Source organism: Micromonospora sp. WMMC241, from assembly GCF_027460165.1.
GTDB lineage: Bacteria > Actinomycetota > Actinomycetes > Mycobacteriales > Micromonosporaceae > Micromonospora > Micromonospora humi.
The window spans coordinates 815,016-830,590 of sequence record NZ_JAPZBF010000001.1 but is presented as its reverse complement, the minus strand read 5'-3'; the positions used below and the strand labels follow the sequence as shown (position 1 = coordinate 830,590).

General features: G+C 75.1%; 12 protein-coding genes. 5 read left to right on the top strand and 7 right to left on the bottom strand.

The annotated features are described in order from the left end of the window. The first annotated feature begins 37 nt into the window (after positions 1 to 37). Genes O7598_RS04040 through O7598_RS04025 form a run of 4 tightly spaced genes read left to right on the top strand, consistent with a single transcriptional unit; the run spans position 38 to position 3,209 of the window. Entirely contained in the window at positions 38 to 1,099 is a 1,062-nt protein-coding gene (locus O7598_RS04040) for an ABC transporter substrate-binding protein (RefSeq protein ID WP_269690075.1), read from the top strand. After that, the gene (locus O7598_RS04035) at positions 1,096 to 1,875 is read left to right on the top strand and encodes an ABC transporter ATP-binding protein (protein ID WP_269690074.1); all 780 of its coding nucleotides are present in this window, start codon (positions 1,096 to 1,098) and stop codon (positions 1,873 to 1,875) included. Before O7598_RS04040 ends, O7598_RS04035 begins: the two co-directional genes overlap by 4 nt. Beyond that, positions 1,865 to 2,749 carry an ABC transporter permease gene (locus O7598_RS04030; protein WP_269690073.1) on the top strand — a complete coding sequence of 295 codons (885 nt, stop codon included), beginning with the start codon at positions 1,865 to 1,867 and terminating at the stop codon, positions 2,747 to 2,749. The genes O7598_RS04035 and O7598_RS04030 overlap by 11 nt, the downstream gene beginning before the upstream one ends. Before the next feature lie 4 nt (positions 2,750 to 2,753). Next, positions 2,754 to 3,209, top strand: coding sequence for an RrF2 family transcriptional regulator (locus O7598_RS04025; protein WP_269690072.1), 456 nt, complete (start codon positions 2,754 to 2,756; stop codon positions 3,207 to 3,209). A gap of 433 nt (positions 3,210 to 3,642) precedes the next feature. Here O7598_RS04025 and O7598_RS04020 read toward each other — a convergent pair whose 3' ends face one another. From O7598_RS04020 to O7598_RS03990, 7 genes are all read right to left on the bottom strand, one after another. Continuing rightward, complete coding sequence (locus O7598_RS04020; protein WP_172967924.1) at positions 3,643 to 3,807, bottom strand: hypothetical protein; 165 nt, start codon at positions 3,805 to 3,807, stop codon at positions 3,643 to 3,645. A 288-nt stretch (positions 3,808 to 4,095) separates the two neighbouring features. Further along, positions 4,096 to 5,349 (bottom strand): DEAD/DEAH box helicase, encoded by a 1,254-nt coding sequence (locus tag O7598_RS04015; RefSeq protein ID WP_091068571.1) that lies wholly within the window; start codon positions 5,347 to 5,349, stop codon positions 4,096 to 4,098. Positions 5,350 to 5,563: 214 nt separating this feature from the next. Then, positions 5,564 to 5,767, bottom strand: a complete 204-nt coding sequence (gene cspE / locus O7598_RS04010) for a transcription antiterminator/RNA stability regulator CspE (protein WP_013288421.1) — start codon at positions 5,765 to 5,767, stop codon at positions 5,564 to 5,566. A 228-nt stretch (positions 5,768 to 5,995) separates the two neighbouring features. Further along, a complete protein-coding gene (locus O7598_RS04005; RefSeq protein WP_269690071.1) occupies positions 5,996 to 9,442 on the bottom strand; it encodes an ATP-dependent helicase in 3,447 nt (1,148 codons plus the stop codon). Between the two features lie 16 nt (positions 9,443 to 9,458). Continuing rightward, on the bottom strand, positions 9,459 to 13,187 hold the full coding sequence (locus tag O7598_RS04000) for a PD-(D/E)XK nuclease family protein (protein ID WP_269694728.1): 3,729 nt from the start codon (positions 13,185 to 13,187) through the stop codon (positions 9,459 to 9,461). Between the two features lie 637 nt (positions 13,188 to 13,824). Continuing rightward, on the bottom strand, positions 13,825 to 14,370 hold the full coding sequence (locus tag O7598_RS03995; protein WP_269690070.1) for a TIGR00730 family Rossman fold protein: 546 nt from the start codon (positions 14,368 to 14,370) through the stop codon (positions 13,825 to 13,827). A 1-nt stretch (position 14,371) separates the two neighbouring features. Beyond that, positions 14,372 to 15,238, bottom strand: a complete 867-nt coding sequence (locus O7598_RS03990; protein ID WP_091068560.1) for a TIGR00730 family Rossman fold protein — start codon at positions 15,236 to 15,238, stop codon at positions 14,372 to 14,374. A 175-nt stretch (positions 15,239 to 15,413) separates the two neighbouring features. Between O7598_RS03990 and O7598_RS03985 the strand changes: the two genes are divergently transcribed. Continuing rightward, the gene (locus tag O7598_RS03985) at positions 15,414 to 15,557 is read left to right on the top strand and encodes a hypothetical protein (protein WP_269690069.1); all 144 of its coding nucleotides are present in this window, start codon (positions 15,414 to 15,416) and stop codon (positions 15,555 to 15,557) included. Positions 15,558 to 15,575: the final 18 nt, after the last annotated feature.

Genomic DNA, 15,575 nt, shown 5'->3' with positions numbered 1-15,575 from the left:
TACCAACTAAATAGGAATACTGCGGATTGGACATTCGATGAGACGGCTCCCCCTGCGCCGCCTGGTCACGCTGGCCACCCTGGCCGCGGTCGGCGCGGCCACGCTCGGCACCACCGCCGCCTGCGGCGGCGACGACAGCGACGCCGGCGCCTCCGGTCCGGTGACGCTGCGCCTCGGCTACTTCCCCAACATCACCCACGCGCCGGCCGTGGTCGGCGTGGAGAAGGGGATCTTCAAGGAGAAGCTGGGCAGCGACGTCACGCTGGAGACGAAGACCTTCAACGCCGGCCCGGCGGCCATCGAGGCGGTCTTCTCCGGTGCGCTCGACGCCACGTACATCGGTCCGAACCCGACCGTGAACGCCTTCTCGAAGTCGAAGGGCGAGGCGGTCCGGGTGGTCTCCGGCGCCGCGTCCGGCGGCGTCGCGCTCGTGGTCAAGCCCGGCATCACCTCGCCCGAGCAGCTGCGCGGCAAGAAGATCGCCACCCCGCAGCTGGGCAACACCCAGGACGTCGCGCTGCGCTACTGGCTCAAGGAGAAGGGCCTGCAGACCACCAAGGAGGGCGGCGGCGACGTCAAGGTCGTCCCGCAGGAGAACGCGCAGACCGTGGAGACCTTCGGCAGCGGCGCCATCGACGGCGCGTGGGTGCCGGAGCCGTTCGTCTCCCGGCTGGTCAACGCCGGCGGCAAGGTGCTGGTCGACGAGCGCGACCTCTGGCCGGACAAGAAGTTCGTCATCACCAACCTGCTGGTCAGCACCAAGTTCCTCAAGGCGCACCCGGACGTGGTCAAGAAGCTGGTCGAGGGTCAGGTGGCGGCGAACGAGTTCGTCAACACCAAGCCGGACGACGCCCAGCAGGCCATCTCCGAGCACATCGGCAAGATCACCGGCAAGCCGCTGGACGTCAAGCTCATCAAGCAGGCCTGGCCGACGTTGGAGTTCACCAACGACCCGATCGCGTCCTCGCTGAAGACCGGCCTGGACCACGCCGTCGCGGTCGGGCTGACCCAGCCGGTCGACCTGAACGGCCTCTACGAGCTGAAGTTCCTCAACGAGGTGCTGAAGGCCGAGGGCAAGCCCGAGGTCACCCAGCCGTGACGTCCACCACGACGACCCCGCGCAGCGCGACCGGCTCGGTCGCGCTGCGCGGCGTGACCAAGGTGTACGGCCAGGGCGAGCAAGCCGTCCTGGCCCTGGACGGGTTGTCGCTGGACGTCGCGCCGGGCGAGTTCGTCTGCCTGGTCGGCGCGTCCGGCTGCGGCAAGAGCACGCTGCTCAACCTGGTCGCCGGCCTGGACCGGCTCAGCGGCGGCACGATCGAGCTGGGCGAGGGCGTCAACCCGGGCCTGATGTTCCAGGAGCCGGCGCTGTTCCCCTGGTCGACCGTCGAGGGCAACGTCGAGGTGCCGCTGAAGCTGCGCGGCCTCCCCCGCGACCAGCGTAAGGAGCGGGTGGCCGAGCTGCTGCGCACGGTCCACCTGTCCGACTTCGGCCGCAAGCGCCCGCACCAGCTCTCCGGCGGCATGCGGCAGCGGGTCGCGTTGGCCCGCACCCTCGCGCTGGACACCCCGGTGCTGCTGATGGACGAGCCGTTCGGCGCGCTCGACGCGATGACGCGGGACATCCTGCACGACGAGCTGGAGCGGATCTGGACCGAGCGCAAGCTCACCGTCCTATTCGTCACGCACAACGTCCGGGAGGCGGCCCGGCTCGCCGATCGCATCGTGCTGCTCTCCAGCCGGCCCGGCCGGATCATCTACTCCACCCGGGTCGACGTGCCACGGCCCCGGCGGATCGACTCGCCGGAGGTGTCGGCCATCGCCGCCGAGGTCACCGACCGGCTGCGCAAGGAGGTGGGCCGGCATGGCCAGTGACACCCTCGCCGGTACGACGCGGAGCGACGCGGAGATCTCCGGCCTCGACGCGCTGGAGATCGCCGGCCGGGAGAAGGGCCCGTCCCGGGTCCGCCGGCTCTGGTCCGCCACCTGGCCCAAGTTCGCCGCGCTGGCGATGGCGATCGCCATCTGGCAGGCCGTGGTCCTCAGCGGCTGGAAGGAGCCCTGGGCGCTGCCCGGCCCGGCGGTGGTCTTCGCCGACCTCGGTCACTACCTGGTCAGCTCCGCGCTCTGGGAAGGGCTGGCCACCACCGCCCGCCGGGCCGCCGTCGGGTTCGCCGCCGCGGTGGCGGTCGGTCTGCTGCTCGGTCTCGGGGTGGCCCGGGTCAAGGTGCTCCGGGCCGCGCTCGGCTCGATGATCACCGCGTTGCAGACCATGCCGTCGATCGCGTGGTTCCCGCTGGCCATCCTGCTGTTCCAGCTCAGCGAGCAGGCGATCTTCTTCGTGGTGGTGCTCGGCGCCGCCCCGTCGGTCGCCAACGGCGTCATCCACGGCGTCGACTACGTGCCGCCGCTGCTGGTCCGCGCCGGCCGCAACCTCGGCGCCCGCGGGCTCAACCTCTACCGGTACGTGATCGCGCCGGCCGCGCTGCCCGCCATCGTGGCCGGGCTCAAGCAGGGCTGGGCGTTCGCCTGGCGCAGCCTGATGGCCGGTGAGCTGCTGGTGGTCATCGCCACCCGCACCTCGATCGGCGCGCAGCTCACCTACGCCCGGGAACTGAGCGAGGCGCCCCGGCTGATGGCCATCATGATCGTCATCCTGGTGGTGGGCCTGCTGGTTGACACCGCGTTCGGCGCGGCCGACAAGGCGATCCGCCGCCGGTGGGGCGTGCTGGACCAGGCCGGTAACTGACCTCGTGTACATCTCCGCGCGCGCCGACTACGCGCTCCGGGCCATGCTCGCCGTCGCCGACGCCGCTTCCACCGACGCCGCTTCCACCGGCGACGAGAGGTCCGGCGGCGGCGAGCTGGTCAAGGCGGCGAGCCTGGCCGACAGCCAGGACATCCCGCTCAGCTTCCTCCAGGGCATCCTGCTCGACCTGCGGCGGGCCGGGCTGCTGCACAGCCACCGCGGCACCGAGGGCGGTTACGCGCTGACCCGACCGCCGGCCGAGATCAGCGTCGGCGACGTGCTGCGCGCGGTCGGCGGCGCGCTCACCAGCGTCCGGGGGATGCCCGCCGACCGGGCCGGCTACCACGGAATCGCCACCGGGCTGCGGGACGTCTGGCTGGCGGTGGACGGCGCGATCGCGCTGGTGGTGGACCGCACGACGCTGGCGGACCTGCTGGCGGACCGCGCGCCGGCGCCCTGACCCGGCCCGCGGCCCAGCGGCCTGGCCCGGCCCGGTGGCCTGGCACGGTGGCACGGCCTGGCCCGGCCCGGTGGCCTGGCACGGTGGCACGGCCTGGCCCGGCCCGGTGGCCTGGCACGGTGGCACGGCCTGGCCCGGCCTGGGTGGCCCGGCCTGGCCCGGTGGGCGGACGCCGAGCGGGGCCCGGTGCCGGGGCCCCGCTCGGCTGCTCGCGCACCGCCTCGGGACCGCTACGCCAGGTGGCCCGACGGCCGCCGGCCTGGCGGAGGTCCCGCCGGGAAAGACATCGCCGGGAAGCCGCATGACCGTGAGGCATATTTATGCCTGTCAGTCATGCCGCTCGTCGGCGACCATTCTCCACCGGACGTCACGCAGGGTGACGCGCCCGGTGGTCAGACAAGGCTGTCGCACCCGCACCCGTGGGTCCGACCGGTCAGCCGGGATTGAAGGTGCGGGCGGCGCCACGGTCCTGCGGACCGTCCACCGCCGGGTGCCAGGGGCCGAACGCGGCCACCACGGCGAGCGCCAGGCCGGCGCCCGCGACCGCGAGCACCAACAGCACCTCCCGGGCACCGCCCGGGCCGGCGTCACCCGCCATGGTCGCCCCTCCGCATCCGGCCGGCCTCTGCGGACCGTCCGGACCCAGCATCGTCGCCCCGCCGGCAATGGACAGTCGGCCACCCGACTGAACATCCGCTGATCCCCGACTCAGCGAGAACACGCCTCGCGACCGGTCGGTCACGCCCGGGAAACGGCAGGTCGGCGACGCCGGGAACGACCGCGGGGAGGGACGCCGGGAACGACCGCGAAGACAGCCGGTCAGCGGCGTCGGGAACGACCGTGAGGGCGGCCGGTCACCGACGCCGGAGACCGTGGGGACGAGCGGTCAGCGACGGCGCGGGCGGCGGCGGGGACGCGTACCCGGGGCGGGGTGCGCGGCGGCCGGCGGCGTGATGGTCACCGGCGTGCCGGAGGGCTCGCGCGCCCCGGTCAGCCGGCCCAGTTCCGCGTCGCCCGGGCGTACCCGGGTGGTCTGCGGATTGATCCCCGCGGTGCTCATCAGCCGGGCGACGTCGCGGCGCTGCTCCGGCAGGACCAGGGTGACCACGGTGCCCGACTCCCCGGCCCGCGCGGTCCGGCCGCCGCGGTGCAGGTAGTCCTTCGCCTCCGTGGGCGGGTCGGCGTTGACCACCAGGTCCAGCCCGTCGACGTGGATGCCGCGGGCCGCCACGTCGGTGGCCACCAGCGCGGTGACCTGGCCGGTGCGGAACTGCTCCAGGATCCGGGTGCGCTGCGGCTGGGACTTGCCGCCGTGCAGCGCGGCGGCGCGAACGCCCTTGGCCAGCAACTGGCGGGCCACCCGGTCGGCGCGGTGCTTGGTGGCGATGAAGACGATGGTGCGGCCCTCCCGGGCGGCGATGTTCGCCAGCGCGCCCGGCTTGTCCTCCGGCTCCAGGTGCAGCACGTGGTGCGTCATCGCGGTGACCGTGGCGGTGCCCGGGTCGACGGAGTGCGTCACCGGGTCGGTCAGGAACCGGCGGACCAGCCGGTCCACGCCCCGGTCCAGGGTCGCCGAGAAGAGCATCCGCTGCCCGCCCGGAGCGACCTGTTCCAGCAGCTTCGTCACCTGCGGCAGGAAGCCCATGTCGGCCATCTGGTCCGCCTCGTCGAGCACGGTGATGGCCACCTGGTCCAGCCGGGCGGAACCCCGGTCGATCAGGTCGTGCAGCCGGCCCGGCGTGGCCACCAGCACCTCGGCGCCGGCGCGCAGCGCGTCCGCCTGGCGGGTCAGCGAGAGCCCACCGACCACGGTGGCGCAGCGCAGCCCGAGCGCGGCGGCGTACGGGGTGAGCGCGGCGGTCACCTGCGCGGCCAGTTCCCGGGTGGGCACCAGCACCAGCGCGAGCGGGCGGCCGGGACGGGCCCGGTGGCCGGCCGTGCGGTGCAGAAGCGGCAGCCCGAACGCGAGCGTCTTGCCGGAGCCGGTCCGCCCGCGGCCGAGCACGTCCCGGCCGGCGAGCGAGTCGGGCAGGGTGGCCGACTGGATCGGGAACGGCGCGGTGATGCCCTGGGCGACCAACTCGGAGACGAGCGCCGGGGCCAGGCCGGTGGCGGCAAAAGTGGGCATGGTCGTGGTCATGCGGAAAGCCTTCCTCGAGGCGGCACGTGTCGAGGAAGGGCGCCGACCAGCGGCGCGTCACCGGCGTGGCCGGTGGTCACAAGCACGAACCGAAAAGGTACGGGCCGGCCCGCCTCGGCGCGCCACGTCCCGGCTGGCGGGAGGGCGGCGCGGCGGGCCGGCCCGTGCACCACGCCCGGCGGGGCGTGGTGGTGGTGCCGGTTGATCTGAAAGATCAGAGCGGGCGGATGTTCTCCGCCTGCGGGCCCTTCTGGCCCTGGGTCACCTCGAACTCGACCCGCTGGTTCTCGTCCAGGCTCCGGTAGCCGGAGGTCTGGATCGCCGAGAAGTGGGCGAAGACGTCAGCGCCGCCGTCGTCCGGGGTGATGAAGCCGAAGCCCTTGTCAGCGTTGAACCACTTCACGGTGCCAATTGCCATGTGTTTCGTCTCCTTGACGGAACGGTCGGCCCGCACGTGTTGCGAGCCGGAGAGGAGCACCCCACGCATTGCTGCGTGGCGTGCCTGTCGCTGCTGGTCGCCCCGCCCGGAGAACTCCGGACACAACAAAGAGCGCCTGGGGCCACAATCCGCCAGGCGCACACAGAGTCTCTGGAAACCAAAACTGCAACGAGGACAACGTACCACGGATCTCGCCCGGTGGGGAGATCACGTCGAAAATTCTGGCACGGCGGCCACCAGGTCGGTCAGCCCGCCGGCGTCGAGCAGGTCGGTCGGGCGGACCGTCACCGCGTCCCGGACGTAGTGGAACGCCGCGCCGACCCGGTCCACCGGCACGCCCGCCAGCTCCGCCCAGGCCAGCCGGTAGACCGCCAACTGCACCGCCGCCGCCTCGGCCTCCCGGCCGGCGGGCTGCCGGCCGGTCTTCCAGTCGACCACGTCGTAGCGCCCGCCCGGGCGGGCGAAGACCGCGTCCATCCGGCCCCGCACCACCACACCGGCGATCACCGTGGCGAACGGCACCTCCACCTCCACCGGCACCCGGTCGGCCCACTCGCTGGCCAGGAAGCGCTCCTGCAGCTCGGTCAGCGCGTCGTCCGACGCGGCGCCCTCGTCGGCCGCGCCGGGCAGCTCGTCCACGTCCAGCAGCCGATCGGCGCCGAAGCGCTGCTCCAGCCAGGCGTGGAACGCGGTGCCCCGGCGGGCGTACGGGCTGGGCTCGGTCGGCATCGGGCGGCGCAGCGTACGGGCCAGCGCCTCGGGGTCGCGGCGCAACGCCACGAGCTGGGTCACCGAGAGCTGCCCGGGCAGTTCCACCTCGACCGCCTCGGCCCGGCGGGCCAGCTCCGCCTGCTCGGCGAGGAGCAGGTCGGCCTCCCGCCGCCACCGGGTCACCTCCGGATCCACCGGGACCGGTGCCTCGTGGCCCTCCGCCGGGCTCGTCCCGCCCGGCCCGCTCTCCGCCGCGTCGGCGGACCCGCCGACGGAGGCCAGCAGGGCCGCCTCGCGGCGGGCCGCGTCCGGGTCGGCGAGGTGTCGGCGGACCAGCGCCGCCGCCTCGGTCAGCGCCGGCCGGCGACCGCCCAGCGGGTCGGCCGGCCACTCCGCGCGCGACACCGTCTCGGTGGTCGGGTTCACCGCGTCCCCCGCCGGCTCCGGCGCCCAGGCGTCGATCACGTGCCCGTCGGTGCCGGACAGGCAGGTGTCGTGCACCTCACGGAGGAACACCGACGGTCCGCGGAACCGCTTCGTCCCCTCCCCCCACCAGTAGCCGGAGCAGAGCAGCAGCCGACGGGGCCGGGTCACCGCCACGTACGCCAGCCGGCGCTCCTCCCGCTCGTCGTGCGCCCGCCACGCGTCGGTGAACTCGGCCAGCACCCGGGCCACCCCACGCTGGTCCGCCGCCTCCGGAAGGGCCAGCTCGGGCAACCCGTCCGCGTCGCCGCGCAGCGGGAAGGGAAGCACGCCGAGCCCGCCCAGCCAGTGGTCGGAGCCGCGCACCGGCCCCGGCCAGACGCCCCGGGTGAGCCCGGCCACCGCCACCACGTCCCACTCCAGGCCCTTCGCGGCGTGTGCGGTGAGCACCTGCACCGCGCCCGCCACCACCTCGACCTCGCCCGGCGCCAGCCCGCGCTCCTCGTCCTCGGCGGCGGCCAGGTAGGCGAGGAAACCGGCGAGCGTGGCGCCGGGCGTCTCGCCGCTGAACCGGGCCGCCACGTCGCCGAGCGCGTCCAGGTGGGCGCGGGCCAGCCCGGCGTCCCCGGCGCCGTCCCGACCGGCCCGGACCGCCACCTCGACGTCCAGCCCGATGCTCCGCTCGATGTCCGCGATCAGCTCCGGCAGGGACTGGTCCATCCGGTAGCGCAGCAGCGCCAGCTCCATCCCGTACGACCGCAGCCGCGCGAACCCCTCCGCCGAGTAGGCCTGCGCCGGCCCGAGATCGGCCAACGCCTCCACCAGCGTCGCCTCGTCCAGCGCGTCCACCACGATCTCCGGACCGTCGTCCCCGGTCAGCTCCCGGCGGCTGCGGGCGATGGCTCGGGCCCGCCGGTGCAGGGCGACCAGGTCACGCGGCCCGATCCGCCAGCGCGCACCGGTGAGCAGCCGCAGCAGCGCCGCCCCGTCGGTCGGGTCGGCGAGCACCCGCAGGGTGCAGACCACGTCCCGTACCTCCGGGGTGTCCAGCAGGCCGCCGAGGCCCACCACGTCCACCGGCAGCCCCCGGGCCCGCAACGCCGCCTCGACGGCCGGGATCTGGCTGCGCAGCCGCACCAGCACCGCCGTGGTGGGCCGGCGGTCGGCCGGGATGTGCTCGGGCAGCGCGCCCGGCATTCCGGCCGCGCCCCGCCAGGCCGCCAGCACACTGTCCGCGATCCAGTCGGCCTCGTCGGCGTACGTCGGCAGCAGCGCGCAGTGCACGGTGCCGCCGGCCCGCCCGCCGGGTGTGCGGTGCGGGATCGGGTCGCGGACGCTGAGCGCGGCGTGCAGCTCCGGCACCCGGGCGCCGGCCGCCCGCAGCGGCACCGACAGCGCGTTGGCGACGCCGAGGATCTCCGGCCGGTTGCGCCAACTCGTGGTGAGGCCGAGCACCTCGGCGGGCGTGCCGTCGGAGCGGGCGAACTCGCCGGGGAACCGGTCGAGCGTGCCGGCGCTGGCCCCGCGCCAGCCGTAGATGGACTGGCAGGGGTCGCCCACCGCGGTGACCGGGTGACCACCGCCGAAGAGCGCGTTGAGCAGCACCACCTGGGCGTGGCTGGTGTCCTGGTACTCGTCGAGCAGCACCACCCGGTAGCGGTCCCGCTCGATCACGCCGACGCCCGGATGGTCGCGGGCCACCCGGGCCGCCCGGGCGAGCTGGTCGGCGAAGTCCATCGCCTCGAAGTCGTCCTTGCGCCGGCCGTACGCCCGGACCAGCGGCAGCAGCTTCAGCCGGGTCCGCTGGAGCTGGAGCGCCTTGCGCACGTCGGCGTAGACCCGGCCGGGACGCGACTGCACCTCGGCGAAGAAGCGGCCGGTCCAGCCGGCCAGCTCGTCCGGGTCGACCAGGTGCTCGTCCAGCTCGCCGGCCAGGGCCAGCACCGCGTCGGTGATGGTGGACGGCATCCGGTCCACCTCCGACATGTCCCCGTCGTAGTTGCGCACCAGCAGGTCGACCAGCTGCCAGCGGGACGCCTCGGTGAGCAGCCGGGTGGTCGGCTCGTAGCCGGCGCGCAGCCCGTGCTCGGTGACGATCCGCCCGGCGTACGAGTGGTAGGTGGACACCGTCGGCTCGCCCGCGAACGGGTCGTCACGTGGGTCCCGGCGTGGCCGGCCCAACCGGCGGACGAGCTGGTCGAGACGGGTCCGCACCCGGTGGGCCAGCTCGCCGGCCGCCTTGCGGGTGAAGGTCAGCCCGAGGATGTGCTCGGGGCGCACGTACGCGTTGGCGACCAGCCAGACCACCCGGGCGGCCATCGTCTCGGTCTTGCCCGAGCCGGCGCCCGCGACCACCAGCAGCGGCTCCACCGGCGCCGCGATGATCGCGGCCTGCTCCCGGGTGGGCGCCGGCAGCCGGAGCAGCCGGGCCAGCTCGACCGGGGTGTAGCGGGGGCCCGCGTCGGCGGTCCGGGGCGTGGGCGTGCCGGTGACACCGAACAGCGCCGGCTGTGTCGTCACGGTCCGGTCCCCCCGCTCACGGCTGGCTCTCCGGCGGCGGCTCGACCACCTGGCGGCCCTGGCCGGAGACCGGGCAGCTGGTGCGTACCGGGCAGACCCGGCACTTCGAGTTGGCCACCGCGGCGAACGTGGACGCCGCCATCGTCTCGGCGGTCCGGCGGACCAGCGCGGTGGCCCAGCCGGCCTCCGGGCCCTCCCCGGCTGCGGCCTGCGCCTGCTCCCGGGCGTCCTTCGCGCCGGTGCCGAGCTGCACCAGCGCCGCGCCGCCGGACTCCGCGCCGAACTCCGCGAACCCGCCCGCCTCGACCGCCGCCTGGTAGGCGCCGAGCTGCGGATGTTCGGCGACCTCCCGCTCGGTGACCGCGGTGGACTTGCCGGTCTTCAGGTCGATCACCACGAGCCGGCCCTCGGCGTCGACCTCCAGCCGGTCGACCCGACCGGTCAGCTCGATCGGCCGGGTCGGGTCGTCGAGCCGGACCGCGAACTCGTGCTCGATGGCGAGCAGCCGGCGCGGGTTACCGGCCAGCCAGCGCAGCAACTTGTCGACCATCGCCTCGGCGCGCTGCCGTTCCGGGCCGACCATCCAGCGGGCGGCCAGCTCGATCGCGTCGAACCGGGCGGCCACGTATTCCAGCAGAGCCTCCCGGTCGACGCTCGCGTCCTCGGCCAGCATCGCGGCGGCGTGCACCAGGTTGCCGACGCCCTGCGCCGCGCTGGCCGGCCCGCTGCCGCCGTGCCGTTCCAGCAGCCAGCGCAGGCTGCACCGCATGGCGCTCTCCATGGCCGACGGCGTGACCCGCACCGCCTCGCCGTAGTCGACGAGCGGCCGGTCGTCGGAGAGGCCGCGCAACCCCCACCAGTCGTCCGGGTGCGCGCCGGGCACCCCGGCGGCGGCCAGCCGGGCCAGCTCGCCCGCCGCCGCGTGCCGCCGGGTGATCGGTGCCGCCGGGTCGGTGATCGCCGTACGCAGCTCCGCCACCAGCGCGGACAGGGTGAGCCCGCGCGGCGGCAGGGTCACCGGGAGCGCGCCGGGCGGCCCGTCCTGGGGGTCTTCGTCACCGTGCGGCACCGGCCCGTCCGCCGCCTGTCCCCCGCCGAGCGCCGCCCGGCCCCGGCCCCCCTCGTTCGGGCCGTCCTTGGTCGTGCCGGGGCCGTTCGAGCCGGGGCCGTCCGATCCGGGACCGTTCGAGCCGGGGCCGTTCGGACCGACGCCGTCCGATCCGGGGCCGTTCGTGCCGGGACCGTTCGAGCCGGCGCCGTTCGGGCCGGCTCCGCGTGGGCCGGGGCCGTTCGGGGTCGGTGGGGAGGTGCCGCCCGCGCCGGTGGCGGGCGGGTCGGTCGCGGCCAGCTCGTGCAGGAAGCGGCTCGGCTGCTCCTCGTGGTCGTCGCCGCCGACCGCCGCGGAGGCGACCGCGGTGACCAGCAGCCGGCGCCGGGCCCGGCTGACCGCGACGTGGAACAGCCGGCGTTCCTCGTCCAGCAACGCCGACGTCTGCCCGACCAGGCTGGCCCGCAGCCCGGCCCCGTCGGCCCGGCCGGCGAGCACGTCGACCAGCCGCTCGGAGCCGAGCAGGCTGCCACGCAGCCGCAGGTCCGGCCAGACGCCCTCCTGCACCCCGGCGACGGCGACCAGGTCCCACTCCAGGCCCTTGGCGGCGTGCGCGGTGAGCAGGCGTACCGCCTCACCCCGGTCCGCGGCGGCGGCGAGCGTGTCGGCGGGCAGTTCCTGGCCGAGCACGTGGTCGAGGAAGACCTCGGTGCGCGCCCCTGGCAACCGGTCGGTGAACCGGGCCGCCGCGTCGAAGAGCACCAGCACGGCGTCCAGGTCACGGTCGGCGGCCTCGGCCCGCCAGCGCTGGGCCGTCTCGTGCTCGCCGGTGGCCGCCCGGCCGCGGGTGATCGCTCCGGCCCAGCGCTCGGCCAGCCCGCTCTCCCGCCACACCGCCCAGAGCACGTCCTCCGCGGTGGCGCCGGGCGCGCCGGCGGCCTGTCGGGCGGTCGCCAGCAGGTGCGCCACGGCCTGCGCGGGCGCCGCCCAACGCCGCTCGATGGTGGCCAGCTCGGCCGGGTCGCGCAGCGCCTCCACCAGCAGCTCGCCGGAGGGTCGACGGTCACCGCCGGCCAGCGCGAGCGCCCGCAGCCCCTGCCGCAGCCGCCGCTCGGCCAGCGGGTCGGCACCGCCCAACGGCGAGTGCAGCAGCGCGACGGCCGCCTCCTCGTCCAGCCGGTCGGGGTCGAGCGCGCAGCGGAGCAGGAGCAGCAGCGGGGCCACCGCCGGCTGGAGGTGCAGCGGCAGGTCCTCGCCGTGCACCACGGTCGGCACGCCCGCGGTGTGCAGGGCGCGCCGCAGCGACGGGAGCTGTCGCCCGGTGGACCGGACCAGCACCGCCATCCGGGACCAGGGCACCCCGTCCAGCAGATGCGCCTCACGCAGGGTGTGGGCCAGCCAGGCCGACTCGCTGGTGGCCGAGCGGAAGGTGCGGACGTCCACCGCGCCGGCCGGCGCGTCGGGGAGCGGGCGCAGCCGCCGGTGCGCCGCCGGGCCGCGCAGCCGACGGGCCAGCCGGGCGGTCGCCGCCAGCAGCGCCGGCCCGGCCCGGTAGGAGGTGGTCAGCACGACCTGGGCGGCCGGCGCGCCGGAGGCGGTGCGGAACCGGTGGCCGAACGTGGCGACCGCGGCCGGGTCGGCGCCCCGGAAGGCGTACGTGGAGGAGTCCGGGTCGGCGAACGCGACCAGGGACTTGCCGCCGCCGGCGACCACGGCGAGCAGGTCCACCTGGGCCGGGTCGGTGTCGGCCAGCTCGTCGACGTAGACGTGGGTCAGGCGGCGACGCTCGGCGGCGAGCAGCTCCGGGTCGTCGAGCAGCATGCCGGTGGCGGCCCGCACCAGCTCCGCCGGGTCGTACGCGATCGAGCCCCGGTTGCTCACGTCGCGCAGCGCGAGCACCGCGACGTACTCCCGGAGGAAGCGGGCGGCGGCCGGCCAGTCGGCGCGGCCCAGCTTCTCGCCGAGCCGGGCCAGCTCGACCGGGCCGACCCCCCGCTCGGCGGCCCGCATCAGCAGGTCGCGGAGCTGCTGGGCGAACGCCCGGGTGCGCAGCGCGGGAAGCAGGTCCTCCGGCCAGCCGACCGGGTCGTCGCCGGGCTCCGCACCGACGACGTCGAGCAGCTCGCGGATGATCAGATCCTGCTCCGGGCCGGTGAGCAGCCGCGGTGAGGGCTCACCCCGTTCGGCGGCGGCGCGGCGGAGCAGCCCGAAGGCGTACGCCGGGAACGTGCGGACCAGCGGCTCGCGGACCACGCGGTGCCCGTCCCCGGCGATCCGGGCCTCGATCCGCCGGCGCAGCTCGGTGGCGCCGCGCCGGCCGAAGGTGAGCACCAGCACCCGCTCCGGGTCGACGCCCTCGGCCACCCGGGCGGCGACCGCCTCGACCAGGGTGTCGGTCTTCCCGGTGCCGGGACCGCCCACGACCAGCATCGGCCCGTCGGTGTGCGCGACGACCTCGGCCTGCACCGGGTCGGCCCGACGCCGGTCGCCCACGGTGGGGCCCGAGTCTCCGGTCGGCTGCCGGCCGGGCTGCCCGGCCTCGATCGAAGGGTGCGCGGCATCGCCCGTCGACCCCCCGGATCGCGGCTCCGTCACGGCCGGCCCGTCGGACCGGCCCACCCCCTGCCCCGCCCCGGCGTCGTGGGTGACCCCCGCCCCCGCGCCGCCGGGCCGGCGCACCAACCGGTACGCCTGCATCACGGACATCCCACCACGCCGGTACGACACCCGGTAACCGACGCCGCCCCGCGCGCCGCAGCTCACCGAGAGCGCGGCCATCCGGCCGCTCCCCCGACAACCACCGCCCTACGTGGCGCGCAACCCCGATCATCCCCACCCAGAGCTCGGCTCGGCTCGGCTCGGCTCGGCTCGGCTCGGCTCGGCTCGGCTCGGCTCGGCTCGGCTCGGCTCGGCTCGGCTCGGCTCGGCTCGGCTCGGCTCGGCTCGGCTCGGCTCGGCTCGGCTCGGCTCGGGAGATCTTGGTATGGAATGGCCCCTATAGGGGCACCTTCCTACCAAGATCTACCTGGCTCCTGCCAGGTGGGAGGAGACTCCTGAAAGTTGGGAGCCGAGACGCAGCCGAGAGGCGGACGGGCGGCGGCGGGGTGCGGCAGGCATGGGGGCGGGCGAGGGGGCGGCGCTGCGGAGGGCGGGCGAGGGGGCGGCGCTGCGGAGGGCGGGCGCGGCGTCAGTTCGGGCGGATCGCGCGGGGCCTCGGCCGACCTGGGCGCTCACGACGGATCGGGCCGAAGCTGGGCAGGATCAGGCCGGAAAGGGGAGCCAAGCCGAGGGCGTGCCGGGAAACAGGGCCGAGCCAGGCCGGGTCGAAGGGCCCTCAGGTGAGGCGGGCGTCGATGAGGTCGAGCGCGGCGGGCACGCTGTCGGCGACCATCAGCAGGTCGAGACCGGCCGGCTTGAGGAAGTGGCGATCGGCCAGGGTGCGCAGCCAGTCGAGCAGCGGCCGGTAGAAGCCGTCGGCGTCGACCAGCACCATCGGCTTGGCGTGCAGGGTCAGGGTGGCGGTGGTCCAGACCTCGAACAGCTCGTCGAGCGTGCCCAGCCCGCCGGGCAGCGTGACGAACGCGTCCGACTTGTCGACCATCAGCGTCTTGCGGCTGGCCATCCCGTCGGTCACCAGCAGTTCGTCGGCGGCCAGGTCGGCGACCTCCAGGTCGACCAGGGCCTGCGGGATGACACCCAGCGTGCGGCCGCCGGCGGCCCGCGCCCCGTCCGCCACCGCGCCCATCATCCCGACGCAGCCGCCGCCGCTGACCAGCGTGTGCCCGCGCCGGGCCAGCTCCGTGCCGGTCTCGGTGGCCAACGCCAGCCAGTGCGGGTCGAGGGTGCGGGAGGACGCGCAGAACACGCAGACGTTGGCCATGTCAGCGCGACCCGGCCGGGCCCTCGGGTGCGGCCTCGGCGGCGGCCTGCTGGTCGGCGGCCACCCGGGCGACCGCCTCCTCGCGGACCGCCTCCTGCTCGGCGGAGAGCACCGCCTCGGCCTCCACGATGTGCCGGACCGCCTCGTTGACGTCGTCGGTGACGCAGATCAGGTCGAGGTCGCCGGGCCCGATCTTGCCCTCGGCCGCCATGGTGTCGCGCAGCCAGTCGAGCAGGCCGCCCCAGTAGTCCACGCCCATCAGCACCACCGGGAACCGGGTCACCTTGCCGGTCTGCACCAGGGTGAGCGCCTCGAAGAGTTCGTCCATGGTGCCGAAGCCGCCGGGCAGCACCACGAACGCCTGGGCGTACTTGACGAACATGGTCTTGCGGGCGAAGAAGTAGCGGAAGTCGATGGCGAGGTCGACCCAGTCGTTGAGGCCCTGCTCGAACGGCAACTCGATGCCGAGCCCGACGGAGAGGCCACCGGCCTCGCCGGCGCCCCGGTTGGCGGCCTCCATCACGCCCGGCCCACCGCCGGTGATCACCGCGTAGCCGGCCCGGGCCAGCGCGCCGCCCAGTTCCTCGGCCAGCCGGCACTCCGGGCTGTCCGGCTTGCTGCGGGCCGAGCCGAAGACGCTGACCGCGGGCGGCAGGTCGGCGAGCGTGTCGAACCCCTCGACGAACTCGGACAGGATCCGCAGCGCCCGCCAGGCGTCCTTGGTCTTCCAGTCGCTGCGCCCCCGGGAGTCGAGCAACCGCTGGTCCGCGGTGCTGGTCGGGATCGCCCGGTTGCGCAGCGTGACCGCTCCCCGGTGCCGCTCCATCCGCGGCCCCTGCTCAGCCGGCCTCCCGCTGCTCTCGCTCATGGGGCCACCGTAGTGGAGCGGCAGCGACCCGGCGCGCAGGCCGGCGAGCCGGAGAAAATCTTTGCGATCAAGGCAACTAATTCGCTCGCTGGTACGTCTTACTATTCACATACCCGGTATGCCTGGGAGACGCGCCTTCGGGGGAGGAGCCAGCGTTTTGATCAGCAACAGCGAGATGATCCGGATTCGGCGGCAGATGCAGCGGCGGATCCACGACGTGGTGGCCGAGCGCCGCCGCGCCCGGATGATGGAGGCCCACCGCGCCGAGCCCACCGGCGCGGCCGACGAGGCGGACACGCCGCTGACCACGAGCGTCTGACGATCCGGGGCCCGCGAC